The following is a 20,266-nucleotide window of genomic DNA, read 5'->3' on the forward strand; positions in this document are numbered from 1 at the left end:
CTTAAGTGAGCAGACTAATTTCATGTCAAAATATTTATATTATCTGGTGTTATTGCTGGGGCCAGTCCCACTATTAAGTCATGCAGCCTGTAACCGGGATAACGGCGATGATGTTACCGTTACGACGATCCCATTACCCTCGAAACTGTTGGTCAGTGCGAAAAATTATACCTTTGGCGAAGTGTTATACGATTCTGGATATATCAGCGGGACGGATGGGGATGTCACGATTAAAAACTGTAGCAGGGATTATTACGTAGGATTTCATTATAACCCGACTCATTTAGCGTCGGCGTCGCCGGTGGGAGATAATATCTACCCGACCACGATACCGGGTATCGGCATTAAGACCTACACGCTTAACCAGGCCGGTCCGTATGATTATGAACGTGCGGTTGATAACTCATGGCAGTCCGGCGATGGCGAGAGCAGCCATACGCTGGCGGGCTCGGCCTATCGTGTGCAGTTGATTGCGACGGGGGGTACTATCCCGGGCGGTAATCTGGCCCTCGAGAGCGGCAAACTGGCGACGGTGGAATTTCGTGAAGGGCAAAGCAGTTCGGATAACGGTGATAATGCGTCAGAAGTCTATTTATCAAATACGCAGATAGAAGTCTATGCGATGGGATGCTCAGCATCCGTTTCTTCCCTGCTGTTTAATATGGGCGATGTGGATACCTCTGCGTTTGATAATCTTAAGATGGTGGAAGGACCCGAACAGGATGTTGGTCTGAGCTGTCAGCCAGGCACCAACGTGACCATGACCATCAACGGGCCGCTTGCCGAGGGCGACAATGATAATGGCTCAGTGATTGCCTTAGACCAGTCTGAATCGGGTAAGACGGCGACCGGTGTGGGGGTCGTGATATCAGCCTATCAACCGGCGCTACGCAGTTTTACCTACTGGGCCATTGGTCAGGAGGTGCAAGCTTTTAATTCCAGTCGTGTAAAAGCCGCATCACAAGGCAGTGGTCTTGCTGCCGATGGTACCGCGCTTGCTGATATCGGCTCCGCAACAACCTATAGCGATCCGGCAAATGCAGGCGGGGCCGGAGAGTCTGAAACCTTACGTTTCAAAGCGTGGTATTACAAAACCAGTGACGTTGTCACGCCAGGGCAAGCAAATGCCACCGGGACAATCACCCTTAAATATAATTGATACCTTTGATCATGACAGGGGGTAGCGCTGCGGTTTATTTTTGTACACCTCTGCACTACCGTTATGTGTTTCTGTCGTGTACATTTCCTCTGCGACCCTATTTATTCGGTGGAACTGACAATGATTACTAAACGGTCTGAGCCACGCTTTTCAGTCATTCTGTTAATTTTTGTGTGTCTTGTAGGATTATATTCTTTTAACGGTCACCTTAAGCCTCACGCCGGACAAAAAGGGGTTGCATGTATTTCTTATAAGCGGATCCTGCGTGAATCACCGTTACTGGCACAGGAAAAAAAGCAGAACGAAATACTTCTCGCATTAGCTAAAAAATCCGCGCTTAAAGTTGAGAAAAAATATTATGCTCTGCCAGAACCCTTGCGCCGTGAAATGAAAGCGATCGATGATATGAGTAAAAACACGCAACTGCGGGCAGAGCAGGGTCGCCTGCGGCATATAAGCCAGCGAGTCATATCTGATACCGTTGAAAAATACAGAATAGATCATCACTATTCGGTCGTTTTCAATAAAGATAGCGCCTCTACAGTGGATTATGGTCACGACATTAGTAATGAAATTATTAATGAATTACAGCATGTAAAAGTGGTGTACGGGCCGCGCCCTAATTTTGAAGATGCGACCCGGGAGCTTTTGCTCGCTCAACCTGTTTCCGCAGGATGAGTGATTTTACGCAGTCGGCTCGCGCTGACGATGACCGCTACCGCAGAAGCCGCCGCAGCGATCCACAGTGCAGCATGAATTGCTCTCTCATTTGTCGCCAGCAGTACGCCCACAGCGGCGGCCCCCAGACACTGCCCGAACGTGCGCATAATGGATAACACACCGGATGCATAGCTCGCATAGTCACGACTAACGTTTGAGAGCATTTCCCGGTTATTGGGACTCTGAAAGCAGCCAAATCCCATCCCGCAAACCGTCCGGGAAATACGGACCGCAGTATCGCGGGAGCAATACTCAGCGTCGCTGCGCCGCCGATCCCCTGAAGCACGCGCATACCGATAAGCACTTCGGGCGTTTTCGCCAGCGCGCAACCCAGCGATGTCAGGGTAAAGGTCGTCAGGCCCGCCAGAAATACGGGGCGATAACCCAGGCGGGCCGCAAGCGCCGCGAATATCGCCAGCGTCATTGCAGCCGCCAGCAGATACCCGTTGGCGAACCAGACGGCATAACTGGCTGGCACCTGCATCCCCTGAGCCATGGAGGGCAGGGCAATGTTGATCATGGTGCCATCAAACACGCCCATTAACGTGGTGGTCATTATCGCGGCCATCACCCGTTCGCGCGTCGGGCCAGGCAGTCCATCGTCGCCGGGTTGGCTGGAAAAAAGCTTCATCTTGTTGTCCTTAGAGAAGAGTGTGTGGATGACAAAACTATAAAGATGGCTTTTGCAGGGCGGAAGGCGCACCATTTACACTTTATCGTTGCATGAAACGCCTTATCTGAATATGCAGGGAGGAAGGAGATGTCCGAACCCGATTTTAATTTGTTGATAGCACTCGACATATTGCTGAGCGAAGCGAGCGTGGCAGGCGCGGCACGTCGTCTGAACCTCAGCACCTCGGCAATGAGCCGGACATTAAGCAGGTTACGCGACGTCACTGGCGACCCGATTCTGGTGCGCGCCGGACGTAACATGGTACTGACCCCGTGGGCCGAAGCGACCCGGGATCATGCCAGGCGTGCAGTGCACGAGGCCAGGGCGGTATTACAGCCCTCAACTGAAACGTTCAGCGCGCGAAGCCTGGCGCGACTTTTTACCATCAGGGCAAACGATGGTTTTGTGGTGGCGTTTGGGCCTGCGCTTATAGCGGCTGTGGCCGACGCCGCGCCGGACGTCTGTATACGCTTTGCGCCTAAGCCGGAAAAAACGTCGCGCTATCTTCGGGAAGGGCTGGTTGATCTGGAGATTGGCGTCCAGAGTAATATGGGGCCTGAAATACGGCTGCAACGACTGTTTGAGGATCGGTTTGTGGGCATCGTGCGTAAGGGGCATCCGCTGGCTAAGCAGGCAGAAATAGGGGTGAAGGATTATGTCGCCTGGGGCCATGTGGTAGCGTCACCCGAGGGTGCACTGCACGGATCCGTTGACGATGCGCTGGCCGAACTCGGAACAAAACGTAAAATCGCGAGCGTCGTACCGGGATTTCCGACGGCGCTGTCCGTGGCGGTGGCATCGGATCTTATCGCCATGATACCCGCGCTCTATTTACTCAATCAGCAGGTAACGGACCAGGTACACGTTTTCGAGCTGCCGTTCAAAAGCCGTCAAATTACGGTATCACAGATGTGGCACCCAAGAATGGAACGCGATCCCGCGCACCGCTGGCTGAGAGAGCAAATTCTTGCGATATGCAGAGTGAAGAGGTCAGACATGATTAAGGGACTTGTATAGCGATTGCTATACGCGCCGCTTATGCTATGCTTGTAAAGCAATTGCTATACAAGAGGTATACCCATGAAATCAGATGTTCAACTCAATCTTAGAGCCAAAGAATCCCAGCGGGCGCTTATCGATGCCGCCGCAGAGATCCTACATAAATCACGTACTGACTTCATTCTGGAGATGGCCTGTCAGGCAGCCGAAAATGTGATCCTCGATCGGCGTGTATTCAATTTTAACGATGAACAGTATGCAGAGTTCATTGATATGCTTGATGCCCCGGTCGCCGACGATCCTGCCATAGAAAAACTGCTGGCAAGGAAACCTCAGTGGGACGTGTAACCGCCCCAGAGCCCTTATCCAGCGTCCATCAACTGGCGGAGTTCGTCAGTGGAGAGGCCGTACTTGACGAATGGTTAAAACAAAGAGGTCTGAAAAACCAGGCGCTTGGCGCAGCCCGAACGTTTGTCGTTTGTAAAACGGGCACAAAGCAGGTCGCGGGATTTTACTCTCTGGCTACCGGCAGCGTTAACCATACGGAAGCGACAGGTAATTTGCGGCGTAACATGCCGGATCCCATTCCCGTGATTATTCTTGCCCGTCTGGCTGTCGATGTCTCAATACGCGGAAATGGGTTGGGAGCCGATTTACTCCAGGATGCGGTTTTACGCTGTTATCGGGTAGCAGAGAATATTGGGGTGCGGGCGATCATGGTTCATGCACTCACTGAGGACGCCAAAGCGTTTTATATCCACCATGGTTTTAAAGCATCGCAGACTCAGGAACGGACACTGTTTCTCAGGCTTCCTCAGTAGCGGCGGGATTTTATGGAATGAATGTTCAGCCCGTCTGGCTGATAAGCTTGCGCCAGACTCTGTTATGCAAAGTAAATAGCAGCATCTTATAGAAAGCGGTAGAGAGGATACAGCTGCCGCTAAGCCCAAGCATGACAATACTTACCAGTGCCGCGGTCAGGCTGACGCCCGGAGAAGAAGTACCGCTCAGCGCAGCCAGCAGATAGGCTGCCGTTAATACCAGGCTTAGCACCGCCAGCGTAAGATGTAACCGCACGGCGCGCATGCTACCTTTGCCAATCATAAACATCGTCACTCCGTTGATGCCGGCAAAGAGCAGGGCGATCAGCACAACCCACACGAAAACGCGCTCTGCTGGCTGGCCGAGCGCGGTGAGTACGCCATACCCCAGCCACAGTTGCGGAATGGCGAAACTGACAATCACCCCGAGCGTACTAACCGCTGCCGGAATACCCATGGAATGAAGCCCCACGGGCTTAACCATATCATCAGCCAGCTGCGTCTTCAGCTGCTGCAACTGTTTCGGGGCGGCATTTTTTATGCTGGCGGACACCTCATTACAATATTGCAGGCGACGGGTTAAAACTTTAAACATTTAAATACTCAGTGTTTATTTTCTATATCCAAACTGCCCCCCATTACAACAATCCGGGAAGTTTAAAACAAAAGCAGCAAGGAACCGATCTTATAAATAGTGTATTATTTTTTCAGGTTAAAGGAGACGTGAATGATAGTGAAAAACCAGGAACTCATAGCGGCAGGATTCACCAGTAAGGATATCGAGCGAATCAAACGTCATCAGGCGACGGGGGAATCGCAGGAAAAGGTTCTGAAGGATCTGGCCGGTTATTTCCTGTCGGTAGCCTGGATCACCGGCGGGATGGCCATCATCACCTTGTTCACCGCGATCTTTGGCAGCGCCAGCCATGTTATCTCCTGTGTGGTTGCCGTCGTCTTTTTGCTAATTGTTCTGCTTCTGGTGATGCCGGTCAGACTTGGCTATAAATCATGGAAGCTGATGAGAACACAGTTCAGCGACTCCGGTCATCACGGGTAAGGAGTTCCAGTACCACCTTCGCGCTCACCCCCCATCCCATAACCTTCATCGTCAGTTGCCCAGAGACATGGTTTCCACCTTGCGGTAATAGTCTCCGGGAAGATAACGGAAAAGACGCCAGGCCTCAGCTTTACCAGTCATACCAAACACCCCATAAACGCTGGCTGCAAGCGTGGTTGCATTAAAGATCCCCAGGCCAACATCGCGACTGAACCCCATAAATTCCGCTATGGACATAGCGCCGTCCGCTATTAGAAACGCAGCGAACACAGAATGTTTTCTTGAATCCCCAGATGTTTCTTGCTCAGTTCATTCATTCCATAAATTGTGGCGAACATAACCGGTAGGGTAGTCACATCATCAACTATGAGATGAGTTCTCTGGTTGTTCCTCGATAAATGTTAGATGGAATATGCCATGAACTTTGCGGATGCCCCGTAATTTTTGCGTTATGAAGTCATCGTAAGTCCACAACTAAATTTAGGCAACCGACTGATTCATCGGTAAGCTCCTGAAAGAGAGGAACTCATGAACTAAAGAATAAACCTACCTAATTTAACATAATATACATTATGCGCACTACGGTGCAGGGGCTCAATGATAATGTCTATTTGTGGCTCATTTAGGAATGTCCAGGCTATAGTTCTCAGACCTGTATGCCTAGTCAACAACTCACTTTTCCTGATGAGGAGTTTTCTGTGGTTATACATGACACCGGGATGTTCACCGTGAAAGAAATCAACCGCCTCAAAATCCTTCAGGATGTCATCGACCGCAACCTGCGTCCTGGTCAGGCAGCCGAAATGCTCGGTATCACGCCGCGCCATTGCAGCCGTCTGCTGAAACGTTATCGTCAGTCCGGGCCACTGGGCATGAATAACCAGAGTCGTGGCCGCACCGGAAATCGCCTGCTTCCCGCATCATTGACTGATCAGGCCCTGAATATCATCCGTGAACGCTATGCCGATTTTGGCCCCACACTGGCGCGGGAAAAGCTCGCTGAAAATCACGGTATTGTTCTTGGTAAGGAAACGCTCAGACGGCTTATGATAAAAACCGGGCTCTGGGTTCCCCGCAAGAAACGTGCGCCAAAAATTCAGCAGCCACGCTATCGCCGGGCTTGCTGCGGCGAACTGATCCAGATTGAAGGTTGCGACCATCACTGGTTCGAGAACCGTGCGCCTGCCTGTACTGCCCTGGTCTACGTTGATGATGCGACGAGCCGCCTGATGCAACTCCGTTTCGTGAAATCGGAATCGACTTTCACCTATTTTGAAGCCACGCGGGGCTATCTGGAGAAGCATGGCAAACCCCTGGCGCTGTACAGCGATAAAGCCAGCGTCTTCAGAATCAACAATAAAAACGCTACCGGTGGCTGGACATAAAGAACTCCGCCTTAACGGCGCTGTTCTTCCCTACTCCACCTATGATCGACTCCAGGAAATCGACCAGGGCGCTATCGTGGACAACAAACGCCTCGGGCGGACACTTGAATTTATCAAGCTTGTTCAGGATAAACGCGATAATAACCGTTCGCAGGCACTCCCTGCCGGAGATGGCCCCTCGCGGAGACGGAGAAAACCAACGGAGAATAAATCCCAGCGTTCGCTTAACGGTGACGATATGCTTGAAGCATTGAAGATACTGCAATCACGTTCTGAGGAGATTTTTGGGACAAAAAAATGAGCTGAATACTATGGCAGACATCTGCACGGGCCATAGAATGCAGAATAATCCTTCAGCGTGTGCTGTGGCGTCGGGAAAGACTTGATCGGAACTGCCGCACACCTGCACATCCGGCTATCAGGCGTATTTCGGGCATGTGCTCCGGGGACGAAGGCTCTTTGTAACGGCCAGGTGGATAAGCTTGGCCGTTCACTGCTTCCCGGGTCAGGCGATTCTGAGCAGAAATGGAATTATACTGGCGGCTCATACCGCAGCGTTTCAACAATCATGGAGAGCGCAGGCAACATCTGACGTTCCCCCGGATAATAAATATAAAAACCCGGTCGTTCTGCCCACCATTCAGGCAGGATCGGCAGAAGTTTTCCGGAATCCAGCCATGGCTGGCTGAGTATCTCCGGTAAAAAGGCAATTCCGTAACCCGCCAGCGCCGCATCCATTGCAGCATAATATGAATTAAAGACCAGATGGCCCGCAGGCCGGAAAATCTGCCCGGTTTCATTTTCCTTCAGTATCCATGGCGTTGTGCTTCCCCCAGGCGTAAAGCGGGTATTAATACAGGAATACTGAGCCAAATCACCGGGTGAAGGCGGCAGTCCTTTATCCTGAACATAACCAGGAGAGGCAACTGCTGAATAACGTAAATCCGGGCTGATACGCACAGATGCCATATTTTTGCCCAGCGAATCACCGTCCCTGATACCGGCATCAAATCTCTCCGTAATAATATCGGTCAGTGCTGCATCAAGAGAGAGTTCAAGCCTGACGTCCGGATAATGGCGCAGCGTTTCGCTGAGGCGTGGCCATACAAAAGTCTTATAGGCAAAATCTGAGACCGTCATTCTCACCGTGCCCGCAATGGTGCGGCTCAAATCCCTGATGGAGGTCAGCTCACTGGCAATCGTATCCAGCCTGGGCGACACGCGTTCCAGCAACCTTTTACCGGCCTCCGTCGGCGAAACGCTGCGTGTGGTTCTTATCAACAGACGCAGCCCGATCCGCTCTTCCAGATTGCGAATGGTATGGCTTAATGCTGATTGCGAAACGCCAAGCTCAGCGGCCGCTCTGGTAAAACTTCTGTGCCGGGCGATGGTAATAAATGCGATAAGATCCCGGAATATTTCGCCTGACATGGTTCGTCACCTGTTCTCTGGAGAAAATCTGTTTAATAACATGAAGTGGTTATCCACTGCTCTGGTTTTAAGGGCTGACAGTGACGTCCGGTTCAGTCATTCGCATGAAAGCGGAGAGCCTCCACCATCAGGCTCATGGCTCTGGAATGCTGTCGCCGGTTTGGGTAGTAAAGGTGCAGCCCTGGCCAGAGAGGGCACCACTCCTGGAGCACAGAAACCAGTTCTCCGCTGTCAAGCAATGGCTGTACCATATCCAGCGGGAGATAAGCCAGACCGAAACCCCGTCTGACTGCCTCCAGTATGTCGTAAACGTTATTACATATTACCGGCCCGTTGATTTTGACGCTGAACTCACGATTGCCTTCAATAAACTCCCAGTCATACAACCCACCGTATGTGGACATACGTAAACGAACCCCGCTGTGCTGGCTCAGTTCGGTCGGATGTTGCGGGATCGGGTGGCGCGTAAAATACTCTGCTGAACCAACAACCGCATTCTTAACATCTGCACTGATACGAACGGAAATCATATCCTGGGCCAGATCGGCCCCAAACCGGACACCGGCATCATATCCCCGGGCCGCAATATCAACGCTTTCATACTCGCTGATAAGCTCAACGGTAATGTCCGGATACTGTTTCAGAAAAGGGGTTAACCGGGGCCACAGAACCGAGCGTATCACGTAGTCAATGGCGGTAATGCGCAGCGTACCGGTAGGTTTGTCGCGTAAGTCATTGAGCGATTCCAGCTCATTCGTGATCTGCTCAAACTCCGGTACCAGACGATCGACGAGATGCTGACCCGCCATCGTGAGCGCAACACTTCGTGTACTGCGCAGTACAAGACGCACTCCCAGCCGTTCTTCAAGCCCGCGTATGCTTGCGCTGAGAGCAGGTTGTGTGACTCCCAGCTGAGCTGCTGCACGAGTAAAACTGCCCGTCTGGGCAACTGCAATGAGTGCGATTAATTCACTGAACCCTTCTCTTGCCATCTTCCTCTCTCACCGGCTGTGTGTCCCTCCGGACGACGACAGTGTCTCCAGATTATGTGGATAAGATATCACGGTCATTAATGAATTTCATTTATGAATGCAAGAAACGAGGCTGGGTGGTTAACTGAGCCCGTGTCATGTACATTATTAACCACTGGCTACTCTTCAATAAAGTTTTTATCTGTCTGCCACGAGATTATATCACCATTGATATTCTCCGGCTGGCTATGGACGCCTGAAAAAATAAAGTCGAGTGTGTTTGAATATATTCCATGTGGTTCAGGTTGCGTTTTCAATTTATACAGTAGCTACTGTCAATCATCATCAATGAGGTAATGCTATGTCCTTAATTAAGGTGTCTCTTTTGTGTGCTTCACTGCTGGCGGCAGGCTCTGTTATAGCTGCTCAAAAAATTCCTTCAACTGTTGCAGAGGGTGTCAAAGTTTTGGGGTCGCAAAAAGTGACATTTAAAAATGGCGACATCATCATGGCGGGCAATTTATATTTCCCGTCTGATTATGACAGCGCCAGAAAATATCCGGCGATTGTAGTCTCTCATCCCTGGGGCGGCGTGAAGGAACAGACGTCCGGGCTTTACGCACAGCAGCTGGCAAAGCGTGGATTTATTACGCTGGCTTACGATGCGTCGCATTATGGAGAAAGCGGTGGGTTGCCGCGTGACCTGGAAAATCCGTCCGATCGCGTACAGGATATCCGCAGCGCCATAGGCTATCTTGCCAGTCTGCCGCAGGTTGATGCCAGCCGCATTGGTACTCTGGGGATCTGTGCCGGTGGAGGCTATACGCTGCACGAAGCGCAGAATGATTTACGCGTCAGGGCTGTTGCCGGTGTCGTCACCTACGACATTGGCGATGCGACCCGCAATGGTATTGAAGGCCTGCCGGTTACGGCAAGCGACAGAACGAAGTTAATGCAAAGCGTGGATGAACAACTGAACAAAGAGGCCAGCGGTGCGCCGGTGCTGGTTCAGCAGTTGCTGCCTTCCCGGGATACGTTAAATGCCAGTACGCCTAACTTTGTCCGGGAGGCGACCGATTATTACCTGACACCGAGAGGCGCGCATCCGAATGCCCATAACCGTTATGTCGTCACGAGCCCCGGACTCCATATGGCCTACTATCCACTGGAGCATATGGATTTGATTTCCCCCCGTCCGGTGCTGTTAATTGCCGGAGAAAAAGCTGAAACAAGAAAATTCAGCCAGCAGGCCTATGACAGAGCGAAAGAGCCGAAGGAGCTGGTTATTATTCCTGGTGCTTCACATTTTGATTTATATGACAAGCCACAATTTGTTAACCCTGCCTTAAATAAACTGGCAGAGTTCTTTAGCAAAAACCTTTAATCATAACCTCACGCAGGTATATGTGAACAAGCAGAATAAAGGCCTGAATTAGGCGGATGGTCATTCTGCTGACTTAATATTAAGAGGAAAAAATTATGAATCTTTCACTGAAAAATAAAGTTGCGCTGGTTACCGGTGCCGCATCCGGTATTGGCTTTGCAACTGCACGTGCTTATGCCGAGGCGGGCGCTGCCGTTGTGTTAGCGGATATTAATTCTGAGCTGGTAAATAAAGCCGCAAATGATTTGATTTCCCGTGGTTTTGAAGCTAAATCGTTTACCTGCAATGCGGCAAACCTTGATGAAGTCGAAGCGATGGTTCAGTTCACTGTTTCCACTTACGGCCGTCTGGATATCGCTTTTAATAATGCCGGTGTCCAGAATAAACTTGTTGAAATCGCGGACGCCACCGTGGAGGACTTTGATCGCGTTAATGCCGTGAACCTCCGGGGCGTGTGGGGATGTATGAAGTATGAGCTTCAGCAGATGCGCAAGCAGGAGAGTGGTGTTATCGTTAACTGTTCTTCTATCGGCGGAATTGTGGGCGGCGCAGAACGTGCGAACTACCACGCCGCGAAGCACGGTGTGCTGGGCCTGACCAAGAGTGCAGCACTTGAATATGCCAGCCGGAACATCCGTGTGAATGCAGTTTGCCCGGGTCTTATCTGGACGCCAATGGTCGATGCGATGGTCGCATCGGGTCAGAAGGAAGCCCTGGAAGCCATGGTGAAAGCCGTTCCGTTGCAGCGTCATGGTAATCCGGAAGAAATCGCCGATGCGGTCCTCTGGTTGTCCAGTGATGCGTCGTCCTACGTAACAGGTCAGTCAATTTCGATTGATGGTGGCCTGACCATGCGCTAAGCATGGATGCCCTGATTATTACCCTTTGTTTGTTTTTCCTCATTGAAACACTGCCCTGTTTATCAGGGCTTTTTCAACTTTTCTCATAAAACTGCGTGTGCGGTCATCCTTCCCTTTTAAGCCCTTACCCTTCAAAGGGATTATTGCCGTAACCTTACTACTAAACGCAACAAACCTTCGCTTTCATAACTCTCCTGCATTAATCGGGGCACTAAGCAGACTTTTCAACATATAGACATTTCTAACGAGCCAGTGATTAGACAATTCCAGTGAGCTTTGACATAGATTGAATACGAGTAAATCCAGCCAGTTCAGACCCATCCTTGTTCTGCTCATTCCGCGCATCATGTACCTCTGTTCTGTGCCATCAACGTTCATAACTGTCGTTACGGTCTTGCGTGATCTCCACGGCAGTCACCTGTACATCCTTAAAGCGCAGCCCATCCACACCAGAAATTTTCCCGAACTCTGACGCGTCAATCAAAATCCCCTCCAGCGTTAACCCAACCACAGGACGCTCCGGATATCCCTCGATGAAAAATGCCCGCGAAAAGCATTTGCTGTCTGATCGACGCGCCGTCATTTTTTTAATCGTCAGTCCGCTGACCGCAGTAAGACCGGCTTCGCCCTCAACACCTTCAGCCAGTTTGCGCCAGTGTTCTGGTTTATCAGATAAATTGCTCTGGTCGCCATAGCTATACTGCGGAAACCAGTTCAGTTGGATCAGCACCGGAAAACGCACGTCCGTAAGCCGTAGATTTTGTACGGTGATATCACGGATAAATCCACCCCGGTTGCGAGCAGATTTAATGCGAAACCCGACGCCCGTTCCGTTAAACGCGTTATCTTCTATCAGGACGCGTTCAATGCCACCTGAAGTTTCACTCCCCAGTGTGATCCCGGATCCCTTATTCAGCGTACATCCTCGAATCACTATATCCCGCGCGGCACGAGCTTTTTGCGCCGCTTCGCGTCCTCGTCCTGATTTGATGCAGATATTGTCGTCATTGCAGGACACAATGCAGCGTTCAATCCGCACCTGTTCGCAGGAGTCGACGTCAATCCCGTCGGTGCTCGGCCCCGCAGAATTGCTGATTTGCACGCCCTCAACCGCGATATGGCGCGAATAACAGAGGTGCATGTTCCAGAATCCGGACTCCCGACTGGTAAAATCACGCAGCAGAATACTCTGGCTTTCAAAGACCAGAATATTGCGCGGGCGCTGAGTCATAATCAACAACCCAGCGCAATCCTCTTGCGCTGTAATCGCCGACCATGCCGCTGCGCTCGTCATCGCCCCAGTAGCGTTGCCACCAAATTGCACCCTGCCCGTCTATCGTGCCTGTACCGGTAATGCTGACGTTTTCACAATCGATGATATTAATAATGCCTGCCGGCCATCGCATATCAATGCCGGCCACCCGGGTATTTATCAGGGGATAATCAGCCAGATCCTGGCTTCCAACGAGCTGTGCGCCAGCGTCCAGGCGAAGTGAAACACCGCTTTTCAGAAACAACGCTCCGGTCAGAAAACGGCCTTGCGGAATAACGATGACATCGTTCTGTTGAGCACTATTTATGGCCTGCTGAATGGCGGATGTTACCAGGCGTTGCGCGGTTGGGTCCGCGCCATACGCCAGAATGGAGATCGCTTTCATGGCTTTTCCTTAAACAGATGAAAGCCTTAGTCTAGGAATCCGCGTGATGGATAACCTTTGTCTGTTTGACAGCCACGCAGTCAGGCTGGCAAAAAAGCGGATATTTACTGGCTGGCGATCACCGCAACGCCCTTTTCTTTCATAGCGTTGACCCAGCGTTCATCCGTTGTGTTTTCAACAACGAGCGTATTCACCAGCGACAAATCGCCAATCACAAACGCCGAGGCCGTGTTGATCTTTTCCGGTGAGGCCAATACCACCGTTTCCGCCGCTCTGCCGGAAAATGCACGTTTGATGCATGCTTCTTCATAATCTCCGGTGGTCAGCCCGGCCTCAGGATGCACGCCGGTGACACCCATGAAAAACAGATCCGCATGAATATTGTTGATGCCTTCAATAGCGGCCGCGCCGACCGTGACGATGGAGTGTTTATACAAACGACCGCCAATCAGGATCACCTCTATGCACGGATGGTTGACCAGCCCCAATGCAATACCCGGGCTGTGCGTCACCACGGTTACCCGCAAATCTGGCGGCAAGAAGGTAATAAGTTCTGAGGTGGTCGTCCCGCCATCAATGATCACCACCTGCCCCGGTGAAATGAGCTGCGCGCCCCGACGTGCCACGCGTTTTTTTGCATCCATTTTAACGGACTGACGCTCGGCAAAAGGCGCAATCGCTGAAGATGCCGGAAGCGCGCCGCCGTGGACACGCTGCAAACGCCCTTCTGCCGCCAGTTCACGTAGATCCCGGCGGATAGTGTCCTCAGACACCGAGAAAAAGAGGCTGAGCGCAGTTGACTGGACCTGGCCTTCCGCTTCCAGCTTTTCCAGAATCAACTGTTTACGCTGACTTGTGAGCATGAATTATTCCTGATGTTGCACGATAATTATTGTAATTACACGAAAATGCTGTTTATGATGCATACTCTACGAGAGGAGAGCCAAACGTGCAATCAAAACGTGCAGATATACGCATCATCAACAGCGAAACGTTGTCCGACAACTGGTATAACCTGAAAAAATACACTTTTGACCTCCAGCGCAGCGATGGTGACTGGCAGCGGCAAGAGCGTGAAGTGTATGACCGCGGGAATGGCGCGACGATCCTGCTCTATAATCGCGACAGCAAAACAGTCATTCTTACACGTCAGTTTCGTTTCCCTGTGTTTATCAATGGTCACGAAGAGGATCTCATTGAGGCGGCTGCCGGGTTGCTCGATAACCTTGACCCGGAAAGCCGGATTAAGGCCGAAGCGGAAGAGGAAACCGGGTATAAGGTGACGCGCATAGAGAAAATTTTTGAGGCCTATATGAGCCCGGGCTCCGTTACCGAAAAACTCTACTTCTATCTGGCGGAATATCACCCGCAGGATCGGACCAGCGCGGGCGGCGGCGTTAAAGCAGAGGGGGAAGATATCGACGTGCTGGAAATGACGCTGGACGACGCGCTTCGTGGCATCGAGAATGGCCAGATCGTCGACGGTAAAACCATCATGCTGCTTTATCACGTGGCCCTGAAAGGCATTTTATAATCTCACGTTTATCCGGATACCTGCCCCTGCGCAGGTATTTGCCTGTGCTATTCTTGCTGAACACCTCAACATGGAGATGCGAAAATGGCCGACTGGGATCCTTCTCTATATCTACAATACAGCGCAGAACGCACACGTCCCGCCGCTGAGTTACTGGCCCGGGTGCCGCTTGCTGACATAACCTCTGGCGTGGATTTGGGCTGCGGGCCAGGCAACAGCACCGCGCTGCTGAAACAACGCTGGCCTTCAGCGCAGATAGCCGGTGTGGATAACTCCCCGGCGATGCTGGAGGAAGCCCGACAGGCCCTGCCAGACTGCCACTTTGTTGAGGCGGATATCCGTTGCTACAAACCTGACCAGCCTCTCAGCCTGATCTACGCCAATGCTTCCCTGCAATGGATCCCGGACCATTACCACCTTCTGCCGCATCTGGTTTCACTGCTCCAGTTAAACGGCGTGCTGGCGATACAAATGCCTGACAACTGGCTTGAACCGACGCATGCCCTGATGCGTGAAGTTGCCTGGGAACAGGGCTACCCCGATCGTGGCCGCGAGCAACTGCCGGGTATTCATGCCTACTATGATATTCTGACGGACGCGGGATGCGACGTGGATATCTGGCGCACCACCTACTTTCATCAGATGAGCTCTCATCAGGCGATTATTGACTGGGTCAGCGCGACGGGGTTACGGCCGTGGCTACAGGATCTCAACGAGAGCGAGCAGCAAAACTTTCTGAAACGCTACCTCGAGCTGCTGGAAGAGCAGTATCCGCTCCAGGAGAACGGGCAGATACTGCTGGCTTTTCCGCGCCTGTTTATGGTTGCTCAGCGGGTTCCGTAAGCCGAATCAGGAACGCGCTTCCTTGAGCAAATGCTGAATTACAGCCTCCTGCTTGTCGTAGTTGCCTTCGCCAAACGAGGTGTAACGCAGTTGCCCTTTCGCATCGAAATAGTAATGTGCTGGCCAGTACTGATTACCGAACGCGCTCCAGATTTTGTAGTTATTATCCGTCACTACGCGGTACGGCAACTGCCATTCGTTGACCGCGTTTTTCACCGATGATAACGGCTTTTCCCAGGGGTATTCAGGGGTGTGGACGCCAATCACCACCAGACCTTGTGACTCATATTTCTTCGCCCAGTCTCGAACATGCGGAAGGGTATGCTGGCAGTTGATACAGTCCCAGGTCCAGAAATCGATAAGCACAACTTTCCCCCGCAACGCCTTAGACGTGACAGGGTCACCGTTTACCCAGCCCGTACCGCCGCTTAATGTCGGTAGCTGGCTGCTCGGCATTGCGTCAGCGATCGGTCGCAGTTTCACCTGCGTGGAGGATGGTTGCGCAAAGCTCAACAGAGCGTTTTCCAGCTGGTCGGCAATACCGTTGGCACCTTTCAGGGCTGAGGTCATCCCGCTGGCGTTGAACGCAACGGCAGCTAACATCATCACTCCCGCTCCCTGACGCAAACGCGCCATCAATGCGGATTTGGCTCTCAGAGGGGTTATCAGCTTACGGCCCCCCGCGACAAGCAGCCCCAGCATCAACGCGCACCCACTGCCGTAAGCGGCTAACAGCGCTCCGGTTGCGATAGCCGAGTGGCCCGCAATATTAATGCTGAAGATCGCCCCGAGAATCGGTCCGGCACAGGGGGACCACAGCAGCCCAACGGCCAGCCCTGCCAGAAAAGCCGAAACCAGGCCGTGTCGCTGCATGCTGTGGGTGTTGAGAACATTTCCCGCGCTGACCGCCGGGCGGGCAATGCGCTGAGCGAACTGCGGGAAGATCAGGGCCAGGGCGGCAATGCTCAGTATCAGCAGCGCAATCCAGCGACCGATAACGGTGGCGTCAGCGATCCACTCGCTGGCAACCGTTACTACCATCGCCACCAACGTGAACATCACAATCATTCCCGCCAGAAGCGCCAGAATGTGTTTGCGCTGCCCCTGAAAGCCAGCGAACAGCAGAGGAATGACGGGAAGCGTGCACGGACTGACCAGGCTAATCATGCCGCCTAAAAAAGCGATTATCAGAAACATAACGACCTCACGATACGGTTGCTGCGAAGGTGCAGTGAGGTCATTTCAACGTACGAATGTGTTCAGGCCGTGTGCGAAAAGCTGAATTTTGTCTGCCTGCGTATCGGCACGGGGTGCAGATACACAGGCGTACAATTAACCGCGCGGAAGAGTCACGCTTACGGCCAGCCCGCCCTCTGCCCGGTTTGCAAGATGCAATTTCCCGTCAAGCTGGGCGGTGAGCTGCGCGGCAATGGCGAGGCCTAACCCGGTGCCGCCCGTTTCGCGGTTGCGCGACGTTTCAACCCGGTAGAACGGCTGTAACACCGCCTCCAGTTCTGCCTCCGGGATGCCGGGGCCGTTATCCATAATGTGGATCGCGACCTGCCTTTCATCTTCATCAATCTCTATTACCGCGCTATCGCCAAACTTCAGCGCATTATCCAGCAGGTTGGTCATTACCCTGCGTAATGCCTGTGGACGAGTAACGATCGGCAGACGCGCATTGCGTGCATGAAACTGCACGTTTTTACCAATGTCCTGATAATCACTGGCGATGCTGTTAACCCACGCGTTCAGCTCCAGCTTCAGCGTGGTCTCTTCCAGTGATTCTGATGACCGGGCATAGGCAATCCCCTCCCGTACCAGGCGCGACATATTATCCAGGTCGCTCAACAACTTATCGTGGAGCTCGGGCTGATCCGCCATTTCGACCCGCAGCTTCATACGCGTGATGGGCGTCTGAAGATCGTGAGAAATGGACGCCAGAATCTGCGCGCGTTCACGCAGATAAGTTTGTATCCGCGACTGCATCTCATTAAAAGCCTGCGCCGCCTGTCGCACCTCAACCGGACCTTTTTCAGTCATAGGAGAATGGGCCGCAGGATCGAGGGAATCAACCGCGCGCGTGAATTGCAGGAAAGGCCGGACAACCTGGCGCACGGCAATCCAGGAGCAGAGCGCGACAAGTAACAACTGAAGAACCAGCACCACGGGTAACCAGCTGGCGACTGGCGGCATGCGCGGGATCAGATCGATAGTGAGCGGTGCGCCGTCGCGGAGCGTCAGATGGGCCTGAATGTGGGAAACAGGCCCCGGCACTGCCGTAAACTGGAGCGGATATTGAACTGAAAGCGTCTCTTTCAGGGTGCGAATCGCATCCCGCGAGCGCTTGTCCGTTGGCGCAGCGCCTGCCTCGCCGGGACCAAGGATATAACGATAATTACCGCGACCGAGCCGTTCCAGCCACTCTGGCCGCTCTTTGGCCGGAAGCCGGTCGAGAATGGCCACGCTGGTCGCCACGTCATTCTCAAGATTGCCCAGCATAACCGTGCGCGCGCTGTGCATTCGCTCAACCATGACCAGCGTCAGGCTGAGCGCGTTAGCCAGCAAGAGTCCAAGCAGCACAATGATCAGCAGCCGGGCCAGTAAGGTGCGGGGCCACAGCGTCATTCATTGGCCTCGACGATGGTCACCGGCATAGTAAAAACGTAGCCTTCGCTGCGAACGGTTTTAATGTAGGCTGGCGAGCGGGCATCTTCATTCAGGCGCTGTCGCACGCGGCTCACCAGGAGATCAATCGAACGCTCAAACAGCTCGGCATCACGTCCCTGCGTCAGGTTCAGCAGTTGATCGCGGGTCAGCACCCGTTGAGGATGATCGAGAAATACACGCAGAAGGCGATATTCCGCCCCGCTGAGCGCCACAACCATCCCCTCGTTATCAATCAGATGACGCGCCACGGTATCCAGCTGCCATTCACCGAACACCACCAGGCGCCCTGCCTCGGTCACCTGAAGATTAGGCGGCATAGTACGAAAACGGCGCAGGATAGTTTTGATACGCGCCAGCAGTTCGCGGGCCACAAACGGTTTTACCACATAATCGTCGGCGCCCATCTCCAGCCCCAGGATCCGGTCCATGTCCTCGTTGCGCGCGGTGAGCATCAGGATCGGCAGATCCTTATGCCTGCTGCTGCGCAGCTGTCGACACACCGTCAGGCCATCATCACCGGGCATCATCACGTCCAGCACCACCAGGTCGATATGCTGTTTGTCGAGCACCATGCGCATCTCTTTTCCGTTCGCCGCACCAGAGGCGTGATAGCCGGATTTCACGAGGTAATCGACAATCAGTTCACGAATATCCCTGTCGTCATCGACGACAAGGATGTGATCAATATGCTCCACCGCAGGCTCCTGATTAAGAGGTAACGGATTGAAAATAGCACATATCAGAGCTTATCCGCGTCGACAACTGCTTTAACAAAGTCCTGCGGATCTTCTTGCGGCGGGTTGTGGCCCACCGTTGCGCCGAAAGTACGGTGCTCATATTTTCCGGTAAATTTCCCGGCATAGGCCGCAGGTGCAGGGTGTGGCGCCCCGTTATTACCGCCTTCGATGGTGATGGTCGGCACCGTAATGTTCGGCAGCGTCGCCAGTTTTTGTTCATAGGCGTCATATTTAGGCTCCCCTTTTTCCAGACCCAGACGCCAGCGGTAATTACTGAGCGTGACGGCAACGTGGTCCGGGTTATCGAGGGATTTGGCGCTGGCATTGAAGGTGGCATCGCTGAATTTCCAGTCCGGCGAAGCCTGGGACCAGATCAGCCGGGCAAAATCGTGCGTATTTTTAGCATAGCCTTCCGCACCGCGCGGCGTGGCGAAATAGAACTGATACCACCACTGAACCTCTGCCTTCGGCGGTAAAGGCTGTTTGCCAATCGCCTGGCTGCTGATCAGGTAGCCACTTACCGAGACCAGCGATTTCACTCGATCCGGCCAGAGCGCCGCAACGATATCCGCCGTACGCGCCCCCCAGTCATAACCGGCAAACACCGCCTGTTTGATATTCAGGGCGTCCATCAGGTTGACGATGTCTTTCGCCATTGCCGAAGGCTGGCCGTTTCGCGGCGTTTTATCAGAAATAAAGCGCGTGGTGCCGTACCCGCGCAGGGATGGCACAATGACACGATACCCCTTCGCGGCCAGCGCGGGGGCCACTTCTGCATAACTGTGAATGTCGTACGGCCAGCCATGCAGCAGGATCACCGGTTGCCCGTCTTTCGGCCCGATATCGACGTAACCGACGTTCAAATCGCCAGCGTTAATCTGTTTAACCTGGTTAAAGGCCGACGCGTAATCCTTACCCGTCGCTTCTGCCTGGCAGGACATCACAGTGCCAAGTGATACGGTCAGGGCGACGGCTGAGTATGCGAGTTTATTAAACATGATGTTATCTCCGGGTAAGTTCAGTTGACGGAGATATAACACCATGCGTTTGTATAAAGGATGTGTGCGGATGCGGTTTTATTGCATACCTGTGTATGTATCACAGACGCAGATACAGTGTGATACAAACCCGGTTAAGGGGTGATTCGGTACCGGACGTAATCGTCGGCTTCACCATAGTGGTCATACAGCTTACGCGCCGGATTGTGCATGCGGGTTACCCAGTAGAGTTTTGACCACCCTTCCCGCTTACCCTCATCGATCAGGGCGTCGATAAGCGCTTTACCCGCCCCTGCGCCACGTTCGGCAGCGTCAACAAATAGATCTTCCAGATAGGGGTAAGTTTGGATATCGAAAATTATGTAC

20 protein-coding genes and 4 pseudogenes are annotated in these 20,266 nt (G+C 52.7%); 11 read left to right on the plus strand and 13 right to left on the minus strand.

Annotation, left to right across the window (positions count from 1 at the left end):
• The first annotated feature begins 22 nt into the window (after positions 1 to 22).
• Together ACNQ0T_RS03070 and ACNQ0T_RS03075 are read left to right on the plus strand one after the other, a co-directional pair.
• Positions 23 to 1,159: a type 1 fimbrial protein gene (locus tag ACNQ0T_RS03070; protein WP_063149945.1), complete on the plus strand. Its 1,137-nt coding sequence runs from the start codon at positions 23 to 25 to the stop codon at positions 1,157 to 1,159.
• A 120-nt stretch (positions 1,160 to 1,279) separates the two neighbouring features.
• Positions 1,280 to 1,837: a hypothetical protein gene (locus tag ACNQ0T_RS03075; protein WP_417929537.1), complete on the plus strand. Its 558-nt coding sequence runs from the start codon at positions 1,280 to 1,282 to the stop codon at positions 1,835 to 1,837.
• Here the strand turns inward: ACNQ0T_RS03075 and ACNQ0T_RS03080 are convergent.
• A pseudogene (locus ACNQ0T_RS03080) lies at positions 1,816 to 2,510 on the minus strand (MFS transporter). The gene ACNQ0T_RS03075 and the pseudogene ACNQ0T_RS03080 sit on opposite strands and share 22 nt — an antisense overlap.
• A gap of 129 nt (positions 2,511 to 2,639) precedes the next feature.
• Between ACNQ0T_RS03080 and ACNQ0T_RS03085 the strand changes: the two are divergent.
• The 3 genes from ACNQ0T_RS03085 (at position 2,640) to ACNQ0T_RS03095 (ending at position 4,372) form a co-directional block, all read left to right on the plus strand.
• Positions 2,640 to 3,569, plus strand: a complete 930-nt coding sequence (locus tag ACNQ0T_RS03085) for a LysR family transcriptional regulator (protein ID WP_417929539.1) — start codon at positions 2,640 to 2,642, stop codon at positions 3,567 to 3,569.
• A gap of 63 nt (positions 3,570 to 3,632) precedes the next feature.
• Positions 3,633 to 3,899 carry a DUF1778 domain-containing protein gene (locus ACNQ0T_RS03090; protein WP_003857131.1) on the plus strand — a complete coding sequence of 89 codons (267 nt, stop codon included), beginning with the start codon at positions 3,633 to 3,635 and terminating at the stop codon, positions 3,897 to 3,899.
• The gene (locus ACNQ0T_RS03095; protein ID WP_063137753.1) at positions 3,887 to 4,372 is read left to right on the plus strand and encodes a GNAT family N-acetyltransferase; all 486 of its coding nucleotides are present in this window, start codon (positions 3,887 to 3,889) and stop codon (positions 4,370 to 4,372) included. Before ACNQ0T_RS03090 ends, ACNQ0T_RS03095 begins: the two co-directional genes overlap by 13 nt.
• Positions 4,373 to 4,397: 25 nt before the next feature.
• Here the strand turns inward: ACNQ0T_RS03095 and ACNQ0T_RS03100 are convergent, their stop codons facing one another.
• A complete protein-coding gene (locus tag ACNQ0T_RS03100; protein WP_063149949.1) occupies positions 4,398 to 4,967 on the minus strand; it encodes a hypothetical protein in 570 nt (189 codons plus the stop codon).
• 132 nt (positions 4,968 to 5,099) lie between these two features.
• On the opposite strand from ACNQ0T_RS03100, the gene ACNQ0T_RS03105 reads away from it, so the two are divergent.
• Positions 5,100 to 5,429 (plus strand): hypothetical protein, encoded by a 330-nt coding sequence (locus tag ACNQ0T_RS03105; protein ID WP_417929541.1) that lies wholly within the window; start codon positions 5,100 to 5,102, stop codon positions 5,427 to 5,429.
• Positions 5,430 to 5,480: 51 nt separating this feature from the next.
• Here the strand turns inward: ACNQ0T_RS03105 and ACNQ0T_RS03110 are convergent, their stop codons facing one another.
• Positions 5,481 to 5,666, minus strand: coding sequence for a DUF4225 domain-containing protein (locus ACNQ0T_RS03110; RefSeq protein WP_417929542.1), 186 nt, complete (start codon positions 5,664 to 5,666; stop codon positions 5,481 to 5,483).
• A gap of 461 nt (positions 5,667 to 6,127) precedes the next feature.
• Here ACNQ0T_RS03110 and ACNQ0T_RS03115 point away from each other — a divergent pair.
• Positions 6,128 to 7,115, plus strand: a pseudogene (locus ACNQ0T_RS03115) (ISNCY family transposase).
• Between the two features lie 230 nt (positions 7,116 to 7,345).
• Here ACNQ0T_RS03115 and ACNQ0T_RS03120 read toward each other — a convergent pair.
• The 3 genes and pseudogenes from ACNQ0T_RS03120 to ACNQ0T_RS03130 all read right to left on the minus strand — a co-directional run bounded on the left by ACNQ0T_RS03120 (position 7,346) and on the right by ACNQ0T_RS03130 (position 9,237).
• Positions 7,346 to 8,047 carry a LysR substrate-binding domain-containing protein gene (locus ACNQ0T_RS03120; protein WP_417929631.1) on the minus strand — a complete coding sequence of 234 codons (702 nt, stop codon included), beginning with the start codon at positions 8,045 to 8,047 and terminating at the stop codon, positions 7,346 to 7,348.
• Between the two features lie 15 nt (positions 8,048 to 8,062).
• Positions 8,063 to 8,245 (minus strand): annotated as a pseudogene (locus tag ACNQ0T_RS03125) (helix-turn-helix domain-containing protein); the annotation flags it as partial.
• A gap of 92 nt (positions 8,246 to 8,337) precedes the next feature.
• Entirely contained in the window at positions 8,338 to 9,237 is a 900-nt protein-coding gene (locus ACNQ0T_RS03130) for a LysR family transcriptional regulator (RefSeq protein WP_125392124.1), read from the minus strand.
• 340 nt (positions 9,238 to 9,577) lie between these two features.
• Between ACNQ0T_RS03130 and ACNQ0T_RS03135 the strand changes: the two genes are divergently transcribed.
• The gene (locus ACNQ0T_RS03135) at positions 9,578 to 10,600 is read left to right on the plus strand and encodes an alpha/beta hydrolase (RefSeq protein WP_417929544.1); all 1,023 of its coding nucleotides are present in this window, start codon (positions 9,578 to 9,580) and stop codon (positions 10,598 to 10,600) included.
• Between the two features lie 95 nt (positions 10,601 to 10,695).
• Entirely contained in the window at positions 10,696 to 11,460 is a 765-nt protein-coding gene (locus ACNQ0T_RS03140; RefSeq protein WP_045308118.1) for an SDR family NAD(P)-dependent oxidoreductase, read from the plus strand.
• Between the two features lie 367 nt (positions 11,461 to 11,827).
• Here ACNQ0T_RS03140 and ACNQ0T_RS03145 read toward each other — a convergent pair.
• Both ACNQ0T_RS03145 and ACNQ0T_RS03150 read right to left on the minus strand, forming a co-directional pair.
• Positions 11,828 to 13,118: pseudogene (locus tag ACNQ0T_RS03145) on the minus strand (glycoside hydrolase family 28 protein).
• A 104-nt stretch (positions 13,119 to 13,222) separates the two neighbouring features.
• On the minus strand, positions 13,223 to 13,981 hold the full coding sequence (locus ACNQ0T_RS03150) for a DeoR/GlpR family DNA-binding transcription regulator (protein ID WP_022648129.1): 759 nt from the start codon (positions 13,979 to 13,981) through the stop codon (positions 13,223 to 13,225).
• Between the two features lie 86 nt (positions 13,982 to 14,067).
• Here ACNQ0T_RS03150 and ACNQ0T_RS03155 point away from each other — a divergent pair, with 86 nt between their 5' ends.
• Both ACNQ0T_RS03155 and tam read left to right on the plus strand, forming a co-directional pair.
• Complete coding sequence (locus tag ACNQ0T_RS03155) at positions 14,068 to 14,652, plus strand: NUDIX domain-containing protein (protein WP_058676643.1); 585 nt, start codon at positions 14,068 to 14,070, stop codon at positions 14,650 to 14,652.
• 84 nt (positions 14,653 to 14,736) lie between these two features.
• Positions 14,737 to 15,495: a trans-aconitate 2-methyltransferase gene (tam, locus tag ACNQ0T_RS03160; RefSeq protein ID WP_276170223.1), complete on the plus strand. Its 759-nt coding sequence runs from the start codon at positions 14,737 to 14,739 to the stop codon at positions 15,493 to 15,495.
• Between the two features lie 6 nt (positions 15,496 to 15,501).
• Here tam and ACNQ0T_RS03165 read toward each other — a convergent pair whose 3' ends face one another.
• The 5 genes from ACNQ0T_RS03165 to ACNQ0T_RS03185 form a co-directional block, all read right to left on the minus strand.
• On the minus strand, positions 15,502 to 16,692 hold the full coding sequence (locus ACNQ0T_RS03165) for a cytochrome c biogenesis protein/redoxin (protein WP_417929546.1): 1,191 nt from the start codon (positions 16,690 to 16,692) through the stop codon (positions 15,502 to 15,504).
• Between the two features lie 135 nt (positions 16,693 to 16,827).
• Entirely contained in the window at positions 16,828 to 18,123 is a 1,296-nt protein-coding gene (locus ACNQ0T_RS03170; protein WP_417929547.1) for an ATP-binding protein, read from the minus strand.
• Complete coding sequence (locus ACNQ0T_RS03175; protein ID WP_022648124.1) at positions 18,120 to 18,860, minus strand: response regulator; 741 nt, start codon at positions 18,858 to 18,860, stop codon at positions 18,120 to 18,122. Before ACNQ0T_RS03175 ends, ACNQ0T_RS03170 begins: the two co-directional genes overlap by 4 nt.
• Before the next feature lie 44 nt (positions 18,861 to 18,904).
• Complete coding sequence (locus tag ACNQ0T_RS03180; RefSeq protein ID WP_417929549.1) at positions 18,905 to 19,900, minus strand: alpha/beta fold hydrolase; 996 nt, start codon at positions 19,898 to 19,900, stop codon at positions 18,905 to 18,907.
• 134 nt (positions 19,901 to 20,034) lie between these two features.
• Complete coding sequence (locus ACNQ0T_RS03185) at positions 20,035 to 20,262, minus strand: GNAT family N-acetyltransferase (RefSeq protein WP_254909581.1); 228 nt, start codon at positions 20,260 to 20,262, stop codon at positions 20,035 to 20,037.
• Between the last annotated feature and the right edge of the window lie 4 nt (positions 20,263 to 20,266).

The sequence above is a fragment of the Enterobacter cloacae complex sp.6700776 genome (assembly GCF_048284255.1).
GTDB lineage: Bacteria > Pseudomonadota > Gammaproteobacteria > Enterobacterales > Enterobacteriaceae > Enterobacter > Enterobacter intestinihominis.